Raw genomic sequence first — 22,154 nt, 5'->3', positions numbered from 1 at the left:
AGATGGAAGCAAATTTGCAGAGAAAAAAACTATTATGCAAGCATACTATATTGGGTCTCGACCAACTACCTTTGGCAAACCTTGGAGGATTGCCAAAGGTAAGGGAGGAACACGAGATTTTTGATCAGTAAACTGGTAAATTCAAGCCCACATTGTAGGGAATCCAAGCGGCTTTCCGACAATCCCAGAGAGGATAGTTCTTGTAGCGGATGTTGTTGAATTCTACGTAATTCACCAACTTATTATACGTCTCATAGGGAATGCCATTGTAGCGATCAACCTTAAGACGCGTTTTCGATTTTCCAGCTACCATGAAATACCCTAAAACCTGTTGGTCAGGATTATTCAAGCAAGTCAAGTTCCCTAGGATCTGTGCAGGAACCTTATCAAAAATTCCTCCACCTAAAGTCCGTTGGTCTTCTTGCCGCTGCCAATAGGTATGCGTCGCCCGATCCACCGAATAAACTTCCAGTTGCACTACCCAATCCGTAAAATCCCGGAAATTAACCGACCCCAAGGGGAGTTTTATTTTCGAACCATCAACTAAGAAATCCGTCAATAAAATCGGTTGGGTATTTTGAGGAGCTTGCCAACATTTACAATCACATGCAGGAACAGGCTGTGGTGGTGGTGGTGGCTCCGGACAGGTAGTCAAGAACTGAATGAAATCTTGGCGTTTGATGAAATAATAATTTTCGACTTGCTTCTGATCAGGTAAATAGCCCGATAAATCAAAGCGCATATTTTCAACCTTTTCCGCTGTGACAAATTGGGAATTCAAACCCTCTGGCGCTACAGGGGCAGTCAAGGTTTGCCAAGCTGAGGCAATGTCCTGCCCGGCTTTGGTCATGATCTTCAACTGGTATTTTTTCCCTACAACTCCAATAAAGGAAGCTGGGGTTTGGTAAACACCTTTGGAAGTTTCCTTCATTGTCATGGCAGCCCCCGTTTCATCTACAATGCGAACATCCGCACCTTGAATCACTTGGCCCTGAAATTCCTTAACATCAAAAGGCGAATAGCCTGAGGTATAATTCAAGCGAACGGTATAGGGCCCTGCCATGTTGGACATCTCCCCATAAACGACAATCGCATTGCTTAAATTTTGCGTCTTAAAATCCGTAATTTCTGTTTCACAGGCCATCAACAACAGCATCCATGAAAATAGTAAGAGTCTTTTCATTAGAATTTGAAGTTATAGGTGATGGATGGAATCGCAGCTCCCAAAACAGAAAGCTGATAGGTACGTGCCTGATTAATCAAACCCGTAGAAGAACGGAAGAAAATCGAATAGGCGTTTTGGCGAGACAGCAAATTGTAGATGGAGAAATTCCAACTACCCTGCCAGCGTTTTCCCTCTTTGGGTTCAATCGTAAAGCCTACATCCAAACGCATGTAAAATGGAATTCGCTCTTCATTACGCAAGGTAAAACTCGGCGAGGAATAGCCATCCAAAACGGGTGCAATCGTCGTCCCACTTAGATACGTAAAGGTTGAACCATTGTACTGATAGGTTGTAGGCAAATAACCAGCTCTCGGATAAATCCCCGATGCATATTCAAAATCATATAAATCATTGTAAGCATATACCTTGTAACGGGCGTTCGGATAGGTAATCGGTCGGCCGGAGGTATAAGTAAAATTCGCATTAAACGAAATTCGCTTTGTTAAGCGATTATTCAGCACAAACTTGAAGTTATGTGGCATGTCAAAATTCGCAGGAAACTCTTTGCCAAAATTCGCGGCAATTTGATTTTCATTAGCTTCAATCAAACGGAATGAACGCGCATAGGTATAAGAAACCCAACCAGTCAAACGTGTTCCCCGCGCCTTTTTCAAGAAAAACTCAGCTCCATAGGCTCGACCCTTACCCACCAATAATTGCGTCTCCACCGTTGGGTTCAAATAAAGCGCCGCCCCATCAACGTAATCTATGACGTTGGATAAACGCTTGTAATACAATTCCGCTGATGCCTCAAAAACGGCATTTTGCGCATTGGTAAAATTCTTAAATAAACCGATTGAAAACTGATCCGCCACCTGCTGCGGCAAATAAGGATTTGAATTCTTCCAAATGTCCACCGGAGAAACGGCCATCGTATTCGACAACAAATGCATGAACTGTTGCATACGGTTGAAGCCTAATTTTATCGAGGTATTGGTATCCAATTTCACCGCCAAAGACAAGCGAGGTTCAAAACCGCCATAGGCTTGAATCACATCACCCGCTTGATATTGCAAGGTATCCATGATCGTATTGAATGCGCGCGGAATACCGGGTTTGTATTGATAGAAAGTTTTGGCGCCCACCAACTGATAATAGGTGTAGCGAAGGCCATAATCTAAACTAACACGCTTCCCAAGCGGCAAACTATGACCCACATAAACCGACATTTCGCGCGAATTTTCCGCTTGCATGGGGAATGTATTCACGACTGAATTTTCTGTACTCGGCTTAAACGTTCCCGCATCATTCCGATAGGAATTAAACTCAACACCCAAGTCCAAACGACCACGCGTTTTCAAATCCAAACTCAAGTCTTCGCGGATTGATTTTTGCGTAATAGAAGGTTTCCACGCGAATTCATAGCCTGATTTTAAGCCATCAATGCCATAGGAATAATCACTCACAAAAGCGGTGAAATGATGTGACCAATTTCGCCACAAGGCATGATGTTGAAAATTCAAGGTCTTCGTCTGCCAAGAATACAAGGTATCTGATGCAAATTTGAAGCCATCGTGACTGACATAGCCCGACACAGAAATCCGTTGGTTTTCGCTCAATTTATGCGTCAACTTGAAATTGACATCATAGAAATCCGCTTTACTTTTTTGTAGCGCGGGATTCGGAAAATAACCCAAATAGAAATCGGACATCGAACCACGAGCCCCTAAAATCAACGATGTTTTTCCTTTAACCAAAGGACCATCGAATAAGAGTCGGCTCGACAAAGGCCCCACGCCACCCTGAATAGACCATTTTTCAAAATTCCCTTCTTTCACGCGAACATCCAATACGGAGGATGCTCTGCCACCATACATACTGGGAATTCCACCTTTATACAAACTCAAGTCTTGGACCATGTCGGCATTAAAGCCCGTAAAAAATCCAAATAAATGGGAGGTATTAAATAAGGGGACTCCATCCAATAAGACTAGGTTTTGATCCACATTTCCGCCCCGCACATTAAAACCAGAGGCACCTTCCCCTACCGTGGACACACCCGGCAACAACATAATACTACGAATGACATCGGCCTCCCCCATCAAATTGGGCAGCTTTTTCAGCGTCTTGCTCGACATCTTTTCAACCCCCATAATGGTCCGATTGACATTGGCATCCGACTTCTCTGCCGAGATAACAACCTCATCCAAAATCTGTTCAGATTTCTCAAGAAGTACCGTCATGCTCGCATTCTCCTTTAAGTCGATGCGGCCCGTTTTAAACTTATAGCCTAGACTCCGAAAAACCATTTGATAAGAACGAGCCGGTAAAGTCACTGAAAAATGACCAGTAGAATCCGTACGTGCCCCGATCGACAAACCCGAAAATAAGACAGATGCGCCTTCGATGGGAGCCTTCGTTTCTAGATCCTGAATCGTTCCTGAAAAAATAAAATAGCCTCGTTTTTGGCCTAGCGAAGCAAAGGACAAGAGCAAGCAACACATAAGCAATAACTGCCTCATCGTTTTTTGTTTCGTAAAATTAAAATTCCTTTTGCGGTCTTCCAGGCTGGATCAAATCCGCCAGCAGGGAACTTCGCCACGGCATGACTACCTAACACCACATCTAAATCACCATCTCCCTCAATATCAGCAATGTCCATCACCGACCAGCGTCCCAAATGGTTCACAGGAATGGTCATTTGATTGAAGCCATTACCTGAATTATTAAAATAAATCAATCCTTCCGCGGGACGTTTGGACACGTCGGGGAATAAAGCAATCGATAACATATCTTGATCACCATCCTGATCTAAATCCGCCAACATCACCTTGGTGGCACCATTTTGGGGATAAAATGCATGTTGCTTGAACGTCATCTTGCCTTGATTCGTATAGACATAAACTCCGTGATAAGGCTTTAAAATCGTAGAGAAATCGGCATTATCGCCTGCCGTACAAACGATATCCAAATCGCCATCGCCATCCACATCACCCATATCAAAGGAACTCGTTCCGTAAATGGAAGGAAAACGCAAGAGGCGTGTTTCTTCAAAATTCAAGCCTCCTTTATTCGTATAAAGCATAATTCGCTCATCACCTTGCGCAAATAAAGCCACGATATCCAGTTGGCCATCCCCATTAAAATCCCGCACATCCACATGGGTTGCGCCGGTCTGCGGATTTAAAACTTTCTTAGTCCAGCTCGTTCCATTTTTCTTCCAAACCGACATGCCGCCTTGCATGAATCCAAACTCACTACTGATTAATTCATCTTGACCATCACCATCTAAATCCCTCGCCTTCAATTCAATCGGGCGATTCAGGCTTTTAATCAGCGTACTTGGTGCACCTGAAGCATAAGTTTTAATCGAACCATTCACATCTGGATTCGCCTGTGTCGTTGTCCCAATAAAGGTAAAAAGGTATTGTCCCTTCCATGCTTCAATGTAAGTCAACGCATCTTGATTTTCTAATTGCTGCTTCGGTTTTCCCGCAGCATCCAATACCCAGATAACCCGATTGGATTGATCCCCCGCAATGATCTGATGTTTAACAGGGTCGATCCGAACTGCAGTAAAATTTGGAATCGTTGCATTCGCTTTGGAAACAGCTAAATCTTCAATGGCGAATAATTCATTTTCCTCCGGCAATGCGGGATAATCTACCGCCGCTAATTCCTTCGGGGCCTCGGTCAAGTAATAATCCTTGATTTTCTCCCAATCATCGTCCGGAATCATTTGCGAAGCCGGCCGCATGATGGCATAATCGGAAAGCGGTTTTTCCAATTGGTCGATCTCATGCGAAACGCCCAACATAATTCCCATGTAAGGGAGCGTTGAATATTTCCAAACATTTTGTGGCAACAAAGCCGGACTAGGTAACATGTGACAAGACTCACAGTATTGTTTGGCCAATTGCTCCCCTTCCTTAACATCCCGCTTACAGGATGCAAAAGCAATACTCAGAAATAGCAGCAATCCGAATAGCCTCCGCATTAATTCAGCTTTTTAAAGATTTGAATCGCTGCGGAGTTGCGTGTCACGAAATATAAAGGCCCTTTTGGCGTATGCACAATCTTAATATCGCGAACATCCCCATCTTGCAAGAAACCTGTTTCCGTTGGAATCATCGGACTAAATCCACCCTTGCCATTTCCTTTCAGAATTAGACCAAAGAAGGCATCATAACGAGCTTGATACATAGAGGCTCCATTGAAATTACCCCCTAAAAGCACATCCAAATTTCCGTCTTTGTCTACATCCTCGGTACGCAAGACCATCACTTTTGATACTTGTGCTAATGCCGGCAAGAAATGTAATTCGAATTTCCCTTTACCTTTGTTTTCTACATACACCGACTCGAATGTATTCACCATGCGTTCCGTTGCACCTTTCAATTCATTATCACCAAACAATTCTTCAATTGTATTGCCCGCAAACTCATTGTACTTCGTGTATTTCTTGCTGATGATACTTGGAATTTGTTTCCCCATTTCATCTTTGCTATTGATAGGATACCAATCATCCCCTCGGTTGTAAGAAATTATGTGTTCTTCCGTGTCATTCTTATCAATATCCTTGATCAGCATGCGCAATTTCCCATCCACCTGCTTCCGCAATTTGGTGTTTGTACCCAAGTTACCTACGACAAAATCCATGTCGCCATCCTTATCAAAATCGCCAGCAGTTAAACCACCCCAGAAACCAGTAAATTCTTCTAAGCCATTTTCAATAAGACTTAATTTACCCCCACGGTTTTCGAAAGATTTAATCGGCATCCAATCCCCTACGACTGTTAAATCTTGATCACCATCTCGGTCAAAATCCGCCCAAATCGCTTCAGTCAACATCCCCGCTTCACGAAGATCAGGCGCTAACGCCTGTGTGCGATCTACAAATTGTCCACGACCATTATTGACCAATAAATAAGATTTCGGCGAATAGCCATAATGATAGCCTACCACACGACCACCTACAAACAAATCGATATCTCCATCACGATCAAAATCGCAAGGGCGAACAACCGATTTATTGTCATACATCGCTGGCAATGCTTTGGCATCACGCGTAAAATTACCTTTCCCGTCGTTTTTATAAAGTCGGTCAAATTGCTCCGGCATTTTATCAAAAAACTCATTCCCACCAGACACCACATATAAATCCAAATCCTTATCGCCATCCGCATCAAAGAACAAGGCATCTACATCCTCATATAAACTATCAGCTTTAAAAGATTGCTGTGGAGAGAAAGCAAAGCCATTTGACTTTTGCAGGTACAATTGCCCCGCTTGGTATTTTGCACCTCCTACGTAAAAGTCTTCTAAACCATCTCCATTTACATCCCCCACGGCCATTTTAGGCCCTTCGATGGATACTTTAAACGGAACTAAAAGTTCGCGATTGAAGTCGAAATAGGTGTTTTCTTGATGCAAATAAGGAATATTATAGGTGTTGGTCACTTCCTCGAAAAGAGGGTTGGCTTGTGTAAAGAATTTGAAATCCTTCACTAGCATTTGCGCATTTTTCTGATCAAGCGTCAACAATTCATTGATCTTCGGATGCTTAATGATCTGCATTTTCTCATTCTCCCAAATGACAATCAAAGAATCCACATCGCTAAATTGGCCAATACCGAAAAGCAAAGTTGGCTCCACCGAGCTCATAAACCCACGCGTCGGCATCATTTGCTGTAATTGTTGGCCTTCCTTCGTCTTCAAAATCACCTTTGCCCCGATTCCGAAGGTATTCATGCCTTCGCCCTTGAATTTCACTTTCACGAAATTGTTCTTCAGCAATTCACGTGAATGATTTTCATAGATTCCTGCAGGTTCGTTTAGGTTATTTGAAATCAAATCCAAGTCGCCATCATTATCCAAATCCGCATAGGAGCTACCATTTGAAATCCCTTCTTCTTCAAATCCCCAAACCTTTGATTTATCCTTGAAACGCAGATCTTTGGAACCTTGAAACAAGTAATTATGCACCTTACCACTTGGCATTAAATCAATTGCTTCCTGATCCAATTTATGAGACGTCGGCAAACCATAATGCAACGAATCCCCAATCACGAATTTCAAATAGTCCAAATCATTCGGTCGGCGCAAGATCCCATTCGAAATAAATATATCTTTCAGGCCATCTCCATCGTAATCCGCCATCAAGGTACTCCAGCTCCAATCCGTGGCCGCAACGCCAGAAGAAGCCGCTATGTCAGCAAACTTTTGGCCGCTCATATTTAATTGCAAGCAGTTCCGACTGTACTGGTTGAAATAGCCAAACTGTAATTTATACATGTAGATATCCAAAGGATCTTCACCAACAGATGATTTCTCGACCTTCTCATCCTCCGGATACATATCCAAAGTCATCACGTCTTGGTAACCATCGTTATTGATATCCGCAATATCTGACCCCATTGAGAAGCGGCTCAAATGCTTAAAGTGCTCTTTGATACCCTCTTTATAAGTCCCGTCTTTTTGGTTGATGTAGTAATAATCGTCCTCGTGAAAGTCATTGCTGACATAGATGTCGAGCCAACCGTCATTGTTCAAATCCGCGACTGAAATACCTAATCCATAGCCCATGGCAGCTTGGTAAATCCCTGATTCTGCAGAAATGTCCTTGAATTTGCCTCCATCGTTCCGGTATAAATAATCGCCGGCTTCGTTATCTTTCAGCATCCGAGTATTCACACGATCGTATGAACGCGTATTATGCACCGCATGATTCAACAAATAGCAATCCAAATCGCCATCCTTGTCATAATCAAAAAAGGCTGCCTGTGTAGAGAAACCCGTAAAGTCCAATCCATATTCATTGGCCTTCTCCGTGAAGGTATTATCTCCATTATTGATGTACAATTCGTTGGAACCCTCCATCCCTTTAAAATTACTCACGGCACAAACGTAAATATCCAACAAGCCATCACCATTCACATCCGCCATCGTCACACCCGTTTTCCAGTCGGAGAAACCTGCCACACCCGCCTTTTCTGTGATGTCTTCAAACTCCATATTGCCCTTATTCAGGTACAATTTGTTTTTACCTTGATTGGATGTGAAGAATAAATCTACAAGCCCATCATTGTTGATATCGCCGGAAGCTACCCCTCCACCATTATAGAAATAGAGGTAATCGAGGATGTTAAAATCGGGCGTTTCTTTAATTTGATTGGTAAAATCGATGTGAGTTTTCGACGCAGGTAATTTCTCAAATAATTGCACGTCATCACCTGATTTACATGCGAGAAAACCAATGGATAAAATGAAAAATGCGAGATACTTATTCATAAACTACTTATTATTTAACTTGAAACACTTGTGCTTTGTCATTGTTTTTAGCGAGGACAACAAAATTCCCTCCTTTGGATTTGACGATAGCCATTTTGCGTACTTGGCCACGGGTTTGGAATCCGGTGTCTTTTGAACGCTTCGCCACAAATTTGCCGTGACCTAATCCCTTCAACATCAAACCATACATGGCGTCAAAACGTCCCCATTCAGGCAATGAATCAAAGAAATTACCTGCTAATAGGATATCCACTTTCCCATCATGGTCAAAGTCGGAAACTTCTATACCGCGGATTGGCGAGAATTGCGCTTCATACGGCAAGGCTTGTAGACTGAAGTTCCCTTTTCCATCGTTGATTAAAAATGCGGATTCCGTCGTTGTAATTTGGCGTAATAACATGCCATCTCGTTGGTCATCAGAATACAATTCTTCCACCGTCTTATTTGCATAATCCTTATACTTGATGAATTTCTGTTTAATCGCAGGCGTAGCACGTTGTAATTCCCCTTTCAATACCATTGGATAGGTATTCCCATCTTCCGTTACGCAAGAAATGATTTGTTCCACCGTTCCATTTTTATCAAAATCATTCACCGATAAGGTTGCTGGAAATTCAGCGGAAGCTTTGATTTTTGAATTTAGGCCAAAGTTTCCAGCCACAAAATCTATGTCACCGTCGCCATCAATATCAGCGGGTTTCAAACAGCCCCAAAGGCCTTCTGAACCAGGAACCATTTCTTGTTTCACTAATTTCCGACCACGTTCATTCTTAAATACGACGATTCCGCCCCAGTCTTGCGCCACAACCAAATCGGCATAACCATCTTTATTCACATCGGCCCATTCCGCATCGGTCACCATGCCCAATTCGCCAATTTCCGGAATGAAACGTTTCGAATAGTTTTTGAAACCACCTGTTCCATCATTGATGTAAAGGTTACTACTTGGACTCATGCCATATTTAGTCGATAACATACGGGATCCCACAAATAAGTCTAAATCGCCATCATGATCCATGTCGGCGGCCGTAGCACAAGAACCATTTTCAAAGATAGTTGGGAAGCGTAAATCCCGTTCGAAATTCCCTTTCCCGTCATTCAAATACAATAAATCATGTAATTCAGGGGCATTGATATCAAATTCATTACTTCCAGTTACAACGAATAAATCCAAATCCTTGTCGCCATCAGCATCAAAGAAAAGGGCATCCGTATTTTCCGTAGTTTGATCTAAGCTAAAGTCGGCTTGTGTACTTTCCTTGAATTGTCCTGAAGCCTGCTGAATGAATAATTGCTTTTTCTGTCCAGCGGCACCTCCTAAATATAAATCATCTAAGCCGTCGCCATTCACATCGCCAACGGCCATAGCTGGCCCCTGGGTAGATAGTTTTTGTTTCAATAATACATCGCGATCCCAATCATTGAATAGACTTTCTTGATGCGTATAATTCAATTTAGTCGCCGTAACATCTGCGAATAATTGCTTCGCGACAAAAGGAGTAAATTTGAATTGCTGCGTCGCTTGTGCATAATCCAATGTCAATACCTGATCTGACTTCACAGACTTCAAGGTTTGCATTTTATCATCTGGCCAAATGATTTGCAAAGAATCAATTTGACCATTTTGACCTAAACCAAAAACCATTTGATGGTCACTCGAGGATTGAAAACCACGGTTTGGCATTTGCTGTAACACCTTGATTTTACCTTGTTGGAATAAAGTAACCTTCGCCCCAATCCCATTCAAGTTACGTCCGGTTCCTTTCAAATGAACAGTTAGATAATGATTCTTCAACTTCTCATTTGTCTTGTTTTTGAAGACAGAAAGTGGCGCATTGACATTATTCACGACTAAATCCAAGTCTCCGTCATTGTCCAAGTCCCCATACGCTGAACCATTCGAGAAACCAGGGCCCTCTAATCCCCAAGCCTTCGCTTGATTTGCGAACTTCAAATTCCCTTCATTTTTATATGCGTAGTTGGGAATAGGAACCGAAGAAATCTTATCCGTAAATTCTTTGTAGTCGAACTTCTTCCCGTTCAACATCTGTTGCATCGTATTACGATCGCCTAAGAAATCTACAAAGTCTTGATCTGTTAAATCTTTCGCGATACCATTTGCGACAAAAATGTCCTTTTGGCCATCATTGTCCATGTCGAAAATCAAGGCACCCCAAGACCAGTCGGTGGCATGCACCCCCGCCAATTGCCCTACCTCACTAAACGTTCCGTCGCCATTGTTTAACTGTAAGTTATTGCGCATGTATTGATGCCAAAAACCGCGTTTCAATTTCAAATCAACTAAGTTATAGCCTTCGAAAATAGACGTTGTTTTTAAGCGACGGTCATCGCCCGGAAGCATGTCGGTTACAAAAATATCGAGGTTACCGTCGTCGTTGATATCCGCGATATCAGCTCCCATCGAGCTCAGGGAGATATGCGGCATTTGATTCTCTAAATCTTCTTTAAACGTTCCGTCGTGTTGATTGATGTACAAATAATCACGCTCGTAGAAATCGTTTGATATGTAAATATCGGGCCAGTTGTCATTGTTCACATCCCCGATCGTAATTCCTAAACCAAAACCGATTAAGCTGCCATAGATGCCTGCTTTTTCGGAAACATCCGTAAATCTGATGTTCTTATCTTGACTGTCATTGCGGAACAATTTGTCGCCGCCTAATTTATCGCGCACATCGCGCAGATTCGTATATCCTAATTTATCGATGGGCGTAAAGCTGTTATTCAGCAAATACATATCGAGATCCCCATCGCGATCATAATCAAAAAATGCGGCATGCGTAGAAAGACCGCCATCCTCTAAACCGGCTTCTTTGGCTATTTCCTTGTAAGTAGGAACGCCACTCTTGATTCCTTGATTGATGTATAATTGGTTTCCACGTGCATCGCGAGAACCTGAATTACACACATAAATATCCATTAATCCATCCCCGTTGACATCCGCAAAAGTTACCCCGGTAGACCAGAATTTCTTACCAACAATCCCTGCCTTCACCGTAATGTCTTCGAAATGCATTCCACCTTTATTTAAGTAGAGTTTATTGTCTTCAAAATTAGAGGTTACAAATAGATCAGATAGCCCATCATTATTTACGTCTCCAATCGCTACACCCCCACCGTTATAGAAATTACGGTAATTGAAAATATTGAATTCCTTTTTCTCTAAACTCCGATTAACAAAGTCGATACCTGTTTCGGATGCAGGCAATTCTTCGAAGAGGGTATCTTCTTTGGTGGAACAAGCAAAAGTTAAAAATGCGGCGCTACAAAGGAGTACAAAATGCTTCATGGAAGGTTCAAATATTGGACTGCAAAAATACAAAAAAGGGCTTGTTTATAAAATAAAAAGGCAGAACCAATGGCTCTGCCTTTTTACTAAATTCAGTACGAATTAATACCCAGGGTTTTGTTTCAACAATGGGTTAGCATCGATACGTGGTTGTGGAATTGGGAACAACTCACGAGTCTTATCTAATTTCTTCATGAACTTACGCTCTAAAGAGAATGTACCGAAACGAATCATATCATTACGTCTCCATCCTTCCCAAGCAAACTCACGACCACGCTCAGCTAAGATATCAGCTGCAGTCAAAGTAGTCAATGGATCTACTCCAGAACGCTTACGGATTGTGTTCACGTCAGCTAAAGCTTCAGCAGTTTTTCCTAAACGGAAAGCAGCTTCAGCACGCATCATGATCGCATCAGCCAAACGGAATACTACGTAGTCGTTTGATTGATCCCCGTTCGGGTTGTTCTTTTGGATCTCATATTTTTGAGAACGGATACCAGCAACTTGGAATTCTGGATCTGCATCCGTCATTTGATCCTTGTTGAAGTCAGCGATAAACGCTAATGGAGCACCTTTAGCATCTTTCAATTCAGCACCAGAAGCAGCATATTGCTGACCTTTGATCCACATTGCATTACGTAAATCTTTCGCCTCGAATGAGTTGTAGAAATCCGCTAATGTACAGAAACCGTTCCAAGGAGAGTTACCCAAACCATATGTTTGTTGGTTAGCATAGTGTAACGTTCTCATTTGGAAGTTCATACCACCTGCTTTGAAGCTATCGAAAGGAATAGTCCAGATGTTCTCTCCTGATCCTTCGTTCGCAACGATGAAGTTAGATACAGTAGAAGAAGATAAAGACCAACCGTTTTTCGAGTTGATTACTGCGTTAGCAGCATCATAAGCACCTTGCCAATCAGCAGTACCTGAATAAACAGCAGCGTTCAACTTCAATTTAGCTAACAACATACGTGCAGCATCTTGCGTCATACGAGAATAAGCTTTACCAGCTACCAAGTTAGGAATAGCTGACTCTAACTCAGACTTAATGAAAGCATAAACTTCAGCACGAGTTTTTGTTCCACCTACAGAAGCATTATCTGTTACGATAGGGACGTTTCCAAACGCGTCAATTGCCATGAAGTAATAGAAAGCACGTACTGCACGTAACTCATCTACTGCTTTTTGGTTTGTTTTAACCACTGGGATCAATTGGTTCACCTGAGAGATGTTACCAAAGATGAATCCCCACATTCCGTTGATAGGACCGTGTTGTGGAGTCCAAGTGTGGCGAGAATAAGCCAACCAGTCACCACCATCATACCAGTCACCACCACGTGTAGGAACGATCAATTCATCCGAAGATGCTTCACTTGGATTAAACCAATCCCATGTGATACCACGAAGACCACCGTAAGCAGGTCCTAATGCCGCAGCAATCTGAGCGTCCGTTTTCAAGAATTGATCCGCTGGAATCGCATCATAAACTGGCTCAGTTAAATCTGTACAAGACGATAGGGCTAACGAAGCGAAAACACCTACTGAAAGTACTTTATAGATATATTTTTTCATTTTATTAATAATTTATTTATTCGATTATCTAACTAATTGAATACGATTTTGTTGGATTAGAACGAAAGATTTACACCCGCAGTAATCGCACGAGTTTTGTAGTAAGTCTCACGAACGTCAATACCTGGAGCAGCTGAACCAATTGCTAGGTTTTGGCTAATCTCTGGATCAACACCAGTGTATTTTGTAAATACAGCTAAGTTGTTACCTGCTACGTAGATACGAGCACGCTTGAACACGCCTTTAACTGGCAATGTATAACCAAACGATGCGTTGTTGATACGTAAGAAGTCTCCTGACTCAACATAGTAATCCATTGGGATTGTACGCTCATCATTAATGATTGAAGTCAAAGCAGATTTCAATGCACCAGATTCAGCTAAACGACCATCTTGACGACCTAACAACAAGTTGTTTGTGTTAACAATCTTAGCGCCTAATTGGCTTGTCAATTGGAATTGCAAGTCAAATGCTTTGTAACGGATGTTTGTAGTCAAACCACCAACGAAAGTTGGGTTTGGATTACCAATATACGTACGGTCAGCAGCGTTAGGATCAACAGTACCATCACCATTCAAATCTTGGAATACATATTTTCCATTTGAGATAGAAGCGATTTTAGCACCATAGAATTCACCTACTGGGTGACCTGCTTGTAATACTGAGAAGTTAACAGCAGATGTACCACGGATGAATGAACCTAAAGAAGTAGACAAGAATACTTGGTCTGGAGCTGCGAATGAATCATTTTTCAATGAAACGATTTCGTTTTTGTTGAATGAAGCAGCTAACGTAGTAGCGATGTTCCAATCTTTGTTTTCCAAGATTTGGTAAGTTAATGATAACTCAACCCCTTGGTTTTTCATCGATCCGATGTTAGCCAACATGCTTGAGTATACATAACCTTTCTCCTGTGGTACGTTTACTGTGTATAACAAATCTTTTGTTGTACGCGTGTAAACATCCAAGTTACCAGTCAATTTACCTTTGAATAATGAGAAGTCGATACCACCACCGTAGTTTTCGTTAATCTCCCATTTCAAGTTAGGGTTCGGGTTAGATTGGATTGAGTATGCTGGCAAGAAATCGTTTGCAGCACCATCAAAGTAAGAACCTGAAGCTCCGTAGAACGATTTAGATAACAACGGACGGATACCTTCCGAGTTACCAGTTTGTCCCCAGCTAACACGCAATTTCAAGTTGTCGATTGTTGAATTACCTTTCAAGAAAGCTTCTTCAGATAATGCCCAACCCACTGAAACTGAAGGGAACACACCCCACTTGTTGTTATCACCGAATTTCGTAGAACCGTCACGACGAACGTTAACTGTTGCGAAATATTTGTTCAATAATGAATATTGAGCACGTGCTAAGAATGAAACCAATTTGTATTCATTCTTGTAAGAGAACAATAAGTTTGGATTTGTACGAATACCTAAACCTGAACCTAAGTTGTTCGCTTCGAAAGCATCAGTCAAGAAATTGTTATTTCCTGCACCGAAACCATCAGCAACAACATCTTGGTATGTATAACCAGCCAAAACGTTCAATGTAGAAACATCATTCAACTTCTTAGAGTAGTTTAATGTAGTTTCTAATTGCTTATCCGTAATTGAGTTCAATTGACGGTTAGCAGCGTTACCACCTACTGTAGCTAATAAGTTACCTGGAGTAGATTTCGCGAAGTAAGAACCATCAGCCGTTTGCGTACGCAAAGTTCCTGATACGTTGAATACCAAACCATCTAAGATAGTATAACCAGCAGAAGCATTGAATAAGAAATCGTGCAAACGTTGCTTGTTTGATTTGCTTTCAATAGTAGCCAATGGGTTGAAGTTGGCAAATGTACCTGGGATTTGGAAATAAGTTCCATCCGCGTTGTACACTGGATCTGTTGGACGCATGTTCATTGCGAAACCTACAGCACGGTTATCAGTAAATTGGTTGTTTGTTTGCGAAGCAGACATGTTAACCTTCATCGCTAATTTACCATCTAATGCTTTCGCATCTAAGTTCAAACGACCTGTTAAACGATCTTTACCAGAACCTTTCAATGTACCTGTTTGATCTAAGTAACCAACAGATGCACGGTAAGATACATTTTCAGAACCACCAGACACACCCACGTTGTGGTTTTGTGACATCGCAGTTTGTGTAATTACACCTAACCAATCTGTATTAGCTCCTAAGTCATCAAATTTTTGACCATATTTAGCAGCAGCAGCACGGAATTCAGCACCGTTTAACAATTCTGGACGTTGAGAGATAGACTCAGAACCAACATAAGCTGAATAATCAACTGAAGGAGTACCTGATTTACCACGTTTCGTGTTGATCAAGATAACACCATTCGCTCCACGAGAACCGTAGATTGCAGCTGAAGATGCATCACGTAACACGTCCATTGATAAGATATCTTCTGGAGCAATGTTTTCGATAGGAGCACCAATTACACCGTCAATTACGTATAATGGCTCAGAACCTGCGTTCAATGAACCTGTACCACGTAAACGAACAGTTGGACGAGCATTTGGATCACCAGAAGCCTGTGTGATAACTAAACCTGCAACTTTACCTTGAGCAGCAGCTAATGGGTTTGTTACAACACCGGCGTTGAAATCACGAGAACCTAAGCTAGTTACAGTTCCTGAAATCTCTTTACGCTTTTGTGTACCGTAACCAACAACCACAACTTCTTCCAAAGATTTGTTGTCAGCAGCCAAAGAAACGTTAACAACAGATTTAGAACCTACTGCAACTTCTTTAGAAGCATAACCTACAAAAGAGAATACTAAAGTCGCGTTCGACCCAGCATTAACTTTATAAGTACCGTTTGCATCTGTCTGAGCACCACGAGTAGTACCTTTAACAGCTACAGAAACACCTGGGATACCTGAGCCATCAGCAGCGTCAGTTACTTTTCCCGTTACCACATCTTGAGCAAAAGCACCCAAGGAAATTAACAGTGCAACAGCAACACTAAAAGCTTGTTTGAAGCCTAGGTTACTTACACTTGATCGCACAAGGCGACCCACTCTTTTGTAAGAATGAATCATAAGTGAAAAATTAAGGGTTAAAAATGATTAATGATTCTTTGTGATTTTGTTTCAGCCAAAAACAGCTATGTAAACGTTTAGAGTCCATGGCTAATTTCAAAACCAAGGCAAAAAAAAGAATAATAAATTGAATAAAAAAATGATTTTAATTAATGAATCAAGGATTATGCCTGTGTAAATTGTACATAATATAGAAATTCTTGAAAAGTAGCACAGTGTAGTACAGGTTCTCGAAATAATCTAATTTATACCTATATATATGCTGTTCGATATATTTACGATACAAAGTAGTTCAAAATGGCCCAAAAGCGATTGTATTTTTTCAATAGAATTTTTTTTTGAAAAAAATCAAATTATTTATCGGCAATGAATTACCATTCGATAAATTAATCCAAAACGGAATAATCCAATTAATTGTATATTTTGGACAGTGCTATTCTGTATCCCGAAATTAAGGCAACGGATCATAGCCACTTCCTCCCCAAGGATGGCAGGATGAAATTCGTTTGACGGCCAATCGAAATCCCTTCAAAAATCCGTATTTGACGAATGCCTGTTTGGCATATTCGGAGCAGGTGGGCTGGTACCGACAAGCATTTGGCAAAAAAGGAGAGATGAGACCTTGGTATAAACGTATTAAGAAAATGAAGATGTATTTCATAGGGATTTCCAATTCAATGTCCGAAAGTAATCAAACAAGCTAAATAAAGATGAATGCCCGCTTGATTAAAAACACGAATTGCATTAAATTGCTTTGAAATGAACCGCTTGATCGAATACATGTTGAAATTACCCAAAGGCCCTAAGATTATTGGTGCACTAACCATTTGCACACTTATTGGATTATTAATCTCTTCGCATCCCACGAAAAGTTTTTTTCATGTTAAAACAAACATTGAAAAACGCAATGATAGCCTGGCTAATTTGTTCAACCCTGAAATTGCCAAACAAAAATCAATCAAGCTCGACACCTTCTTCTCCAAACTGCAAGCAAAATCCGGATTCAATGGAGCCGTGCTTGTTGCCCAATTCGGAAAAATCATCTACAAGAAAGGTTTTGGCTATGCCAATTACTTTACCAAAAGCAATATTAATACGCATACCCACTTTCAATTAGCCTCGGTTTCCAAACAGTTCACCGCCGTTGCCATCATGCAATTACATGAAAAGGGTTTATTGAATTACGATGATGCGATCTACAAACATATCCCTGGTTTTCCTTACGATTCTAGCTTAACCATCCGCAGCTTATTGACGCACCGCTCAGGCTTGTCGGACTACGCCTACAACATGGACAAGGTTTATGACAAGAAAATCCCTTTGACGAATCAAAAGGTCGTAGAAATGATGATTCGCCTGAAGCCGCATATCGACTACCGTCCTAATGCTAAATTCAGCTACAACAATACCAACTATATGTTATTGGCTTACATTGTCGAAAAGCTTAGCGGCATGAATTTCAGAGAATATGCCAAAAAGAATCTCTTCGAACCCGCAGGCATGTCGGAATCTTTCATTTATGACCCCATGCATCCTGAAATGCTAAGAACCGCTGCAACAGGGTATGTCCCTCGTCGCGGAGGACCTGTTGTTTCTGAATTCAACCACTTGGATGGCGTAACTGGCGATAAAGGCATATATTCAACCGTAGAAGACCTTTACCATTGGGACGTCGCATTGAATGAAGAGAAGTTAGTGAAATTTGCTACTCTTGAAGAAGCGTTCACGCCCCAACACACCACCCCGAAAGTATTAGCTAAAAACTATGGCTTCGGCTGGCGACTCGCCCAACTCGATAATGGCGAATGGCTTACCTACCATACAGGCTGGTGGCACGGATTCAAAAACTATTACCTGCATAACCCAAAAGACAATTCGGCCATTATCATTTTAGGAAATATGGCAAACCATGCTTTAGGGCGCGTGAATATTGTTCAATCAATTTTATATCCTGAAAAGTCGAACTTGTTCATGAAGGGAGAACCTTTACCAACTGAATTTGTCTTAGGAGGCAACTAAACAAAAAAGCACATGAAAAAATCAATCACATTAAGCTTTTGCCTGGTATTAATTAGCCTATTTGCATTTGGACAAAGTCCGGATGAGGCAATAAAAGCAACGGTCAATAATTATTTCGAAGGATTAACGACGGGTGACACCGCCAAACTAGGCAAGGCCTTTCATTCATCTGCAATTTTACGTACCGTTAACGCGAGCACAGGTAAGATTCAAGATTTTCCGATCAAAACCTTTATTTCCAAAACTCCAGCAGGTGGCGTAAAAGCTACGACAAAACTGATCAACTATTCGTACGCAGGCATTTCAGGTTTGGCTGCCGCAGAATTGCAATTCGCCGACTTCAAATACATCGACTTATTAAGCTTATTACAAGTCAATGGAGAGTGGAAAATCGTAACCCGCGTTTTCAGTCGGGTCGAATTAGACGTAAACCTCAAAGCAAGCGGAACTGCAAGTCCAAAGGTGGCAACCCCAGCCGCAGCGAAAAAAAGTCCAGCAAATATCAAGCCTAAAAAGGATGATGGTTGGTAGACATTGGACTTTGGACGTTTGACGTCGGAAGAATATAGAGTGGGGATGGCGACTAAATCCCCAGACTGAAGTCTGGGGTTAATAATTTATAACCCCAGGTTTTAACCTGGGGAAAAAGACGCAAAAGCGTCTCTAAAGTCTAACGTCCAACGACTATCTGTGCAACACCGATAACACAATCGAACTAAGTAACATCAATATCCCCAATACAAAAAACACCGTTGGATTCAATACCGGAATCGAGGATTCATTCAACGAAGCCTCATAAGGATTTTCCGTCAAATAACGTACAGGTATCTCCTGCCCAACCTCACAATTTTTCGCTAAACCTTTGTCAGCTTCCCGACGAAACTCACTGCCGTTCACATAATAAGATACAATGGGGAAATAGATAGGAAAGCGACCCGAATGATCATCTCTTGCATAACGCTTCGAAATTTCGACAATCTTGCCATAGGTCATTTTCGAGTGAGCAATCCACTCCTTACGCTTTTGGTAAAGAATAACACCAACCCCAATTAATGCCAAAGCGATAAATGAAAATAACACCAAGAACAAGGTCATCGAACCTTGAAATGTACCCGTAGGTCTTCCCGAAATCAACAAAACTCCAACTAAATTCATACGAAATATAAATGCGGAAGGCTACCTATCCTTCAAATTTTCATCAAAAAACGCACAAATAATACTGAAAATCAAATACTTAGACTTAGCCCTAAAAAGTCAATCAAGTTGCATTTATAAGCCTAGAAATAACAATTTTGTAAAATCCCGAAAAACCTGACATCATTTTGACCCATTCTTCGAAAAAATAGGAGATTTTTCGGAAAACAGCTTTTTAAAATCAAGACCATATGCTCAAAAATATATTTTCTTAAAATTTGATATTTCTTTCAAATTTGTATTTTTGACCCGCAAGAAACCTATAAAATGAAAAATTCGACTAAAATTCAACTCATGACAATGATGTTCCTCATGTTCTTCGGATGGGGAGCCTGGTACGGCCAAATGAGTAAATATTTATTAAGTACGCTACATGCCACAGGAGATCAAGTTGGAAATGCTTACTTAACCTTTGCCCTCGCTTCTTTAGTCGCTCCTTTTTTCGTAGGATTAATTGCCGACCGCTTTTTTGCCGCACAAAAAGTGATGGGGGTTTTAAATATCATTGGGGGAGGAATCTTGTATCTGTTAAGCCAAACGACTGACCCCGAAGTTTTCTTTTGGTATATCTTAGCATATACACTTTGCTTTGCGCCCAACCTAGCCTTATCCAATTCCATTGCCATGAAGCAAATGCAAAATCCCGAAAAGGAATTTGCCAACATCCGAGTTACCGGAACCATCGCATGGATTGTAGTAACGAATATTATTGGATTTTATGCCTTAGGAGACAATGTGGCAATCTTTCACATCGCCATGTACAACTCATTTGTATTAGGAATTTATGCATTCTTTTTACCCGATACGCCACCTAAAGCCGACAAAAATGCTTCCGTCGCACAGATTGTAGGTTTGGACGCGCTCCAACTATTCAAAGATCGATCTTTTCTCATCTTCTTTATCTCTTCAATTCTTATCTGCATCCCACTTTCATTCTATTATGCGATGGCAAATCCATCGCTCACAGATGCTCACATGAGCAATGTGGAGAACAAAATGTCCTTGGGTCAAGTATCGGAAGTGATTTTCATGTTACTGATCCCTATCGCCTTCGTACGCCTAGGAGTGAAAAAAATGTTGATTATGGGCCTAATTGCCTGGATTATCCGTTTCCTTTGCTTCGGCTATGGAGATGGTATTTCGAGCGAATGGATCCTATTTATTGGGATAATTTTACACGGCGTTTGCTACGATTTCTTCTTCGTGACGGGTCAAATTTATACAGACCAAAAAGCAGGACCTCATATCAAAAATTCTGCCCAAGGGTTAATTACCTTAGCAACCTATGGAATTGGAATGGGAATCGGGTCGAAACTTTCAGGAATCGTCTTGGACATGTACACCACCAATGGAATCCACGATTGGAAATCCGTTTGGATGGTTCCAGCAGGGATTGCATTATTAGTTTTAGCCTTATTTATCTTATTCTTTCAGGACAAAAAACAGGCAGCCTAGGTATTTCTAATTTTACGAAGCATCCAAGGCATGATTTGTGGAGCAATTTGCTTTACGATTAGGCCAAAGCGTTCCAAGGCACCGCCAACAAAAAATTCATTTTTGCCAACGGCAACAGCAGCGACAATTTTAGAAGCTGCCACTGCGGGATCAAGTCCTTTGGCTTGATTAGGATCCATTTTACCATATTTTTCGCCATGCTCATTCATCGCATGTAACGAAATTTCGGTACGTATGTAGCCAGGCAAAATCGTACTAACTTGAATCCCATATTCATGTAATTCCGCACGAACGGAATCAAAAAAGCCAATTAGCGCATGCTTGGAGGCACCATAAGCTGCCCGACGAGGTGTCGAGATTCGCCCCGCAACGGAAGCAATGGGCACAAATACACCGGCATGTTGCTTTTGAAAAACAGGGATAACTTGTTGGACCAAATGCACAATCGAAAAGAAATTGATTTCAAACAGTCGGCGATACACATCAAACTGCGTATCCAGCACAAAAGACCTTTGGCTTACACCTGCATTCAACACTAGAACATCGATGCGACCATAAGTTTTCAATACCGCTTCCACTTGTTGAGCATGCACCGCAGTCTCAACCATATCAAATGGCAAAACCAATACGCTTACGCCGTGCACTTCACAAGAGCGTGCCACCCGCTGCAATTCCGCTTCCCTACGTGCTGATAAGACTAAATTCGAACCTTTAGATGCAAATTCATTGGCTAAAGCCTCCCCGATTCCAGATGACGCTCCAGTGATCCAGACAATTTTGTTTTTGAAATCCATGGGTTAAAGGTAAGAAAAATACTTTCGAACAATCAAAATTCTAACCCCAGGTTTTAACCTGAGAACCCCTAGGCTGAAGCCTAGGGATAAAATAACTCCAAAACAAACATAGAAAATAACATATAATAACCCCAGGTTTTAACCTGGAGACCCCTAGGCTGAAGCCCAGGGATAAAATAACTCCAAAACAAACATAGAAAATAACATATAATAACCCCAGGTTTTAACCTGGGGACCCCTAGGCTGAAGCCCAGGGATAAAATAACTCCAAAACAAACTTGGAAAATAACATATAATAA

General features: G+C 41.4%; 13 protein-coding genes. 3 read left to right on the top strand and 10 right to left on the bottom strand.

The window, feature by feature from the left end; genetic code table 11:
* Window positions 1-124 precede the first annotated feature (124 nt).
* From SKC38_RS09125 to yidD, 8 genes are all read right to left on the bottom strand, one after another.
* Window positions 125-1,183: a DUF4249 domain-containing protein gene (locus tag SKC38_RS09125; RefSeq protein ID WP_377976831.1), complete on the bottom strand. Its 1,059-nt coding sequence runs from the start codon at window positions 1,181-1,183 to the stop codon at window positions 125-127.
* Window positions 1,183-3,687 carry a TonB-dependent receptor gene (locus tag SKC38_RS09120; RefSeq protein ID WP_377976830.1) on the bottom strand — a complete coding sequence of 835 codons (2,505 nt, stop codon included), beginning with the start codon at window positions 3,685-3,687 and terminating at the stop codon, window positions 1,183-1,185. The genes SKC38_RS09125 and SKC38_RS09120 overlap by 1 nt, the downstream gene beginning before the upstream one ends.
* The gene (locus SKC38_RS09115; protein WP_377976829.1) at window positions 3,684-5,162 is read right to left on the bottom strand and encodes an FG-GAP-like repeat-containing protein; all 1,479 of its coding nucleotides are present in this window, start codon (window positions 5,160-5,162) and stop codon (window positions 3,684-3,686) included. The genes SKC38_RS09120 and SKC38_RS09115 overlap by 4 nt, the downstream gene beginning before the upstream one ends.
* A complete protein-coding gene (locus SKC38_RS09110; protein ID WP_377976828.1) occupies window positions 5,162-8,455 on the bottom strand; it encodes a VCBS repeat-containing protein in 3,294 nt (1,097 codons plus the stop codon). Before SKC38_RS09110 ends, SKC38_RS09115 begins: the two co-directional genes overlap by 1 nt.
* Before the next feature lie 10 nt (window positions 8,456-8,465).
* Window positions 8,466-11,765 (bottom strand): VCBS repeat-containing protein, encoded by a 3,300-nt coding sequence (locus SKC38_RS09105; RefSeq protein WP_377976827.1) that lies wholly within the window; start codon window positions 11,763-11,765, stop codon window positions 8,466-8,468.
* 102 nt (window positions 11,766-11,867) lie between these two features.
* The gene (locus SKC38_RS09100; protein ID WP_377976826.1) at window positions 11,868-13,337 is read right to left on the bottom strand and encodes a RagB/SusD family nutrient uptake outer membrane protein; all 1,470 of its coding nucleotides are present in this window, start codon (window positions 13,335-13,337) and stop codon (window positions 11,868-11,870) included.
* A 56-nt stretch (window positions 13,338-13,393) separates the two neighbouring features.
* A complete protein-coding gene (locus SKC38_RS09095) occupies window positions 13,394-16,393 on the bottom strand; it encodes a SusC/RagA family TonB-linked outer membrane protein (protein WP_377976825.1) in 3,000 nt (999 codons plus the stop codon).
* A 451-nt stretch (window positions 16,394-16,844) separates the two neighbouring features.
* The gene (gene yidD, locus SKC38_RS09090; protein WP_377976824.1) at window positions 16,845-17,054 is read right to left on the bottom strand and encodes a membrane protein insertion efficiency factor YidD; all 210 of its coding nucleotides are present in this window, start codon (window positions 17,052-17,054) and stop codon (window positions 16,845-16,847) included.
* A gap of 98 nt (window positions 17,055-17,152) precedes the next feature.
* Between yidD and SKC38_RS09085 the strand changes: the two genes are divergently transcribed.
* Together SKC38_RS09085 and SKC38_RS09080 are read left to right on the top strand one after the other, a co-directional pair.
* The gene (locus SKC38_RS09085) at window positions 17,153-18,412 is read left to right on the top strand and encodes a serine hydrolase domain-containing protein (RefSeq protein ID WP_377976823.1); all 1,260 of its coding nucleotides are present in this window, start codon (window positions 17,153-17,155) and stop codon (window positions 18,410-18,412) included.
* Between the two features lie 12 nt (window positions 18,413-18,424).
* Window positions 18,425-18,943 carry a nuclear transport factor 2 family protein gene (locus SKC38_RS09080; RefSeq protein ID WP_377976822.1) on the top strand — a complete coding sequence of 173 codons (519 nt, stop codon included), beginning with the start codon at window positions 18,425-18,427 and terminating at the stop codon, window positions 18,941-18,943.
* Between the two features lie 153 nt (window positions 18,944-19,096).
* Here SKC38_RS09080 and SKC38_RS09075 read toward each other — a convergent pair whose 3' ends face one another.
* Window positions 19,097-19,567: a DUF3592 domain-containing protein gene (locus SKC38_RS09075; protein WP_377976821.1), complete on the bottom strand. Its 471-nt coding sequence runs from the start codon at window positions 19,565-19,567 to the stop codon at window positions 19,097-19,099.
* Between the two features lie 306 nt (window positions 19,568-19,873).
* Here SKC38_RS09075 and SKC38_RS09070 point away from each other — a divergent pair, with 306 nt between their 5' ends.
* Complete coding sequence (locus SKC38_RS09070; RefSeq protein WP_377976820.1) at window positions 19,874-21,061, top strand: nucleoside permease; 1,188 nt, start codon at window positions 19,874-19,876, stop codon at window positions 21,059-21,061.
* On the opposite strand, the gene SKC38_RS09065 is transcribed toward SKC38_RS09070, so the two are convergent.
* The gene (locus tag SKC38_RS09065; protein WP_377976819.1) at window positions 21,058-21,855 is read right to left on the bottom strand and encodes an SDR family oxidoreductase; all 798 of its coding nucleotides are present in this window, start codon (window positions 21,853-21,855) and stop codon (window positions 21,058-21,060) included. The two genes, SKC38_RS09070 and SKC38_RS09065, sit on opposite strands and share 4 nt — an antisense overlap.
* Between the last annotated feature and the right edge of the window lie 299 nt (window positions 21,856-22,154).

Origin of the sequence: Aquirufa echingensis (assembly GCF_042714525.1) — a bacterium.
GTDB classification, from domain to species: Bacteria; Bacteroidota; Bacteroidia; order Cytophagales; family Spirosomataceae; genus Aquirufa; species Aquirufa echingensis.
The sequence above is the reverse complement of the archived record's forward strand: the minus strand, read 5'-3'. Positions and strand labels throughout refer to the sequence as shown.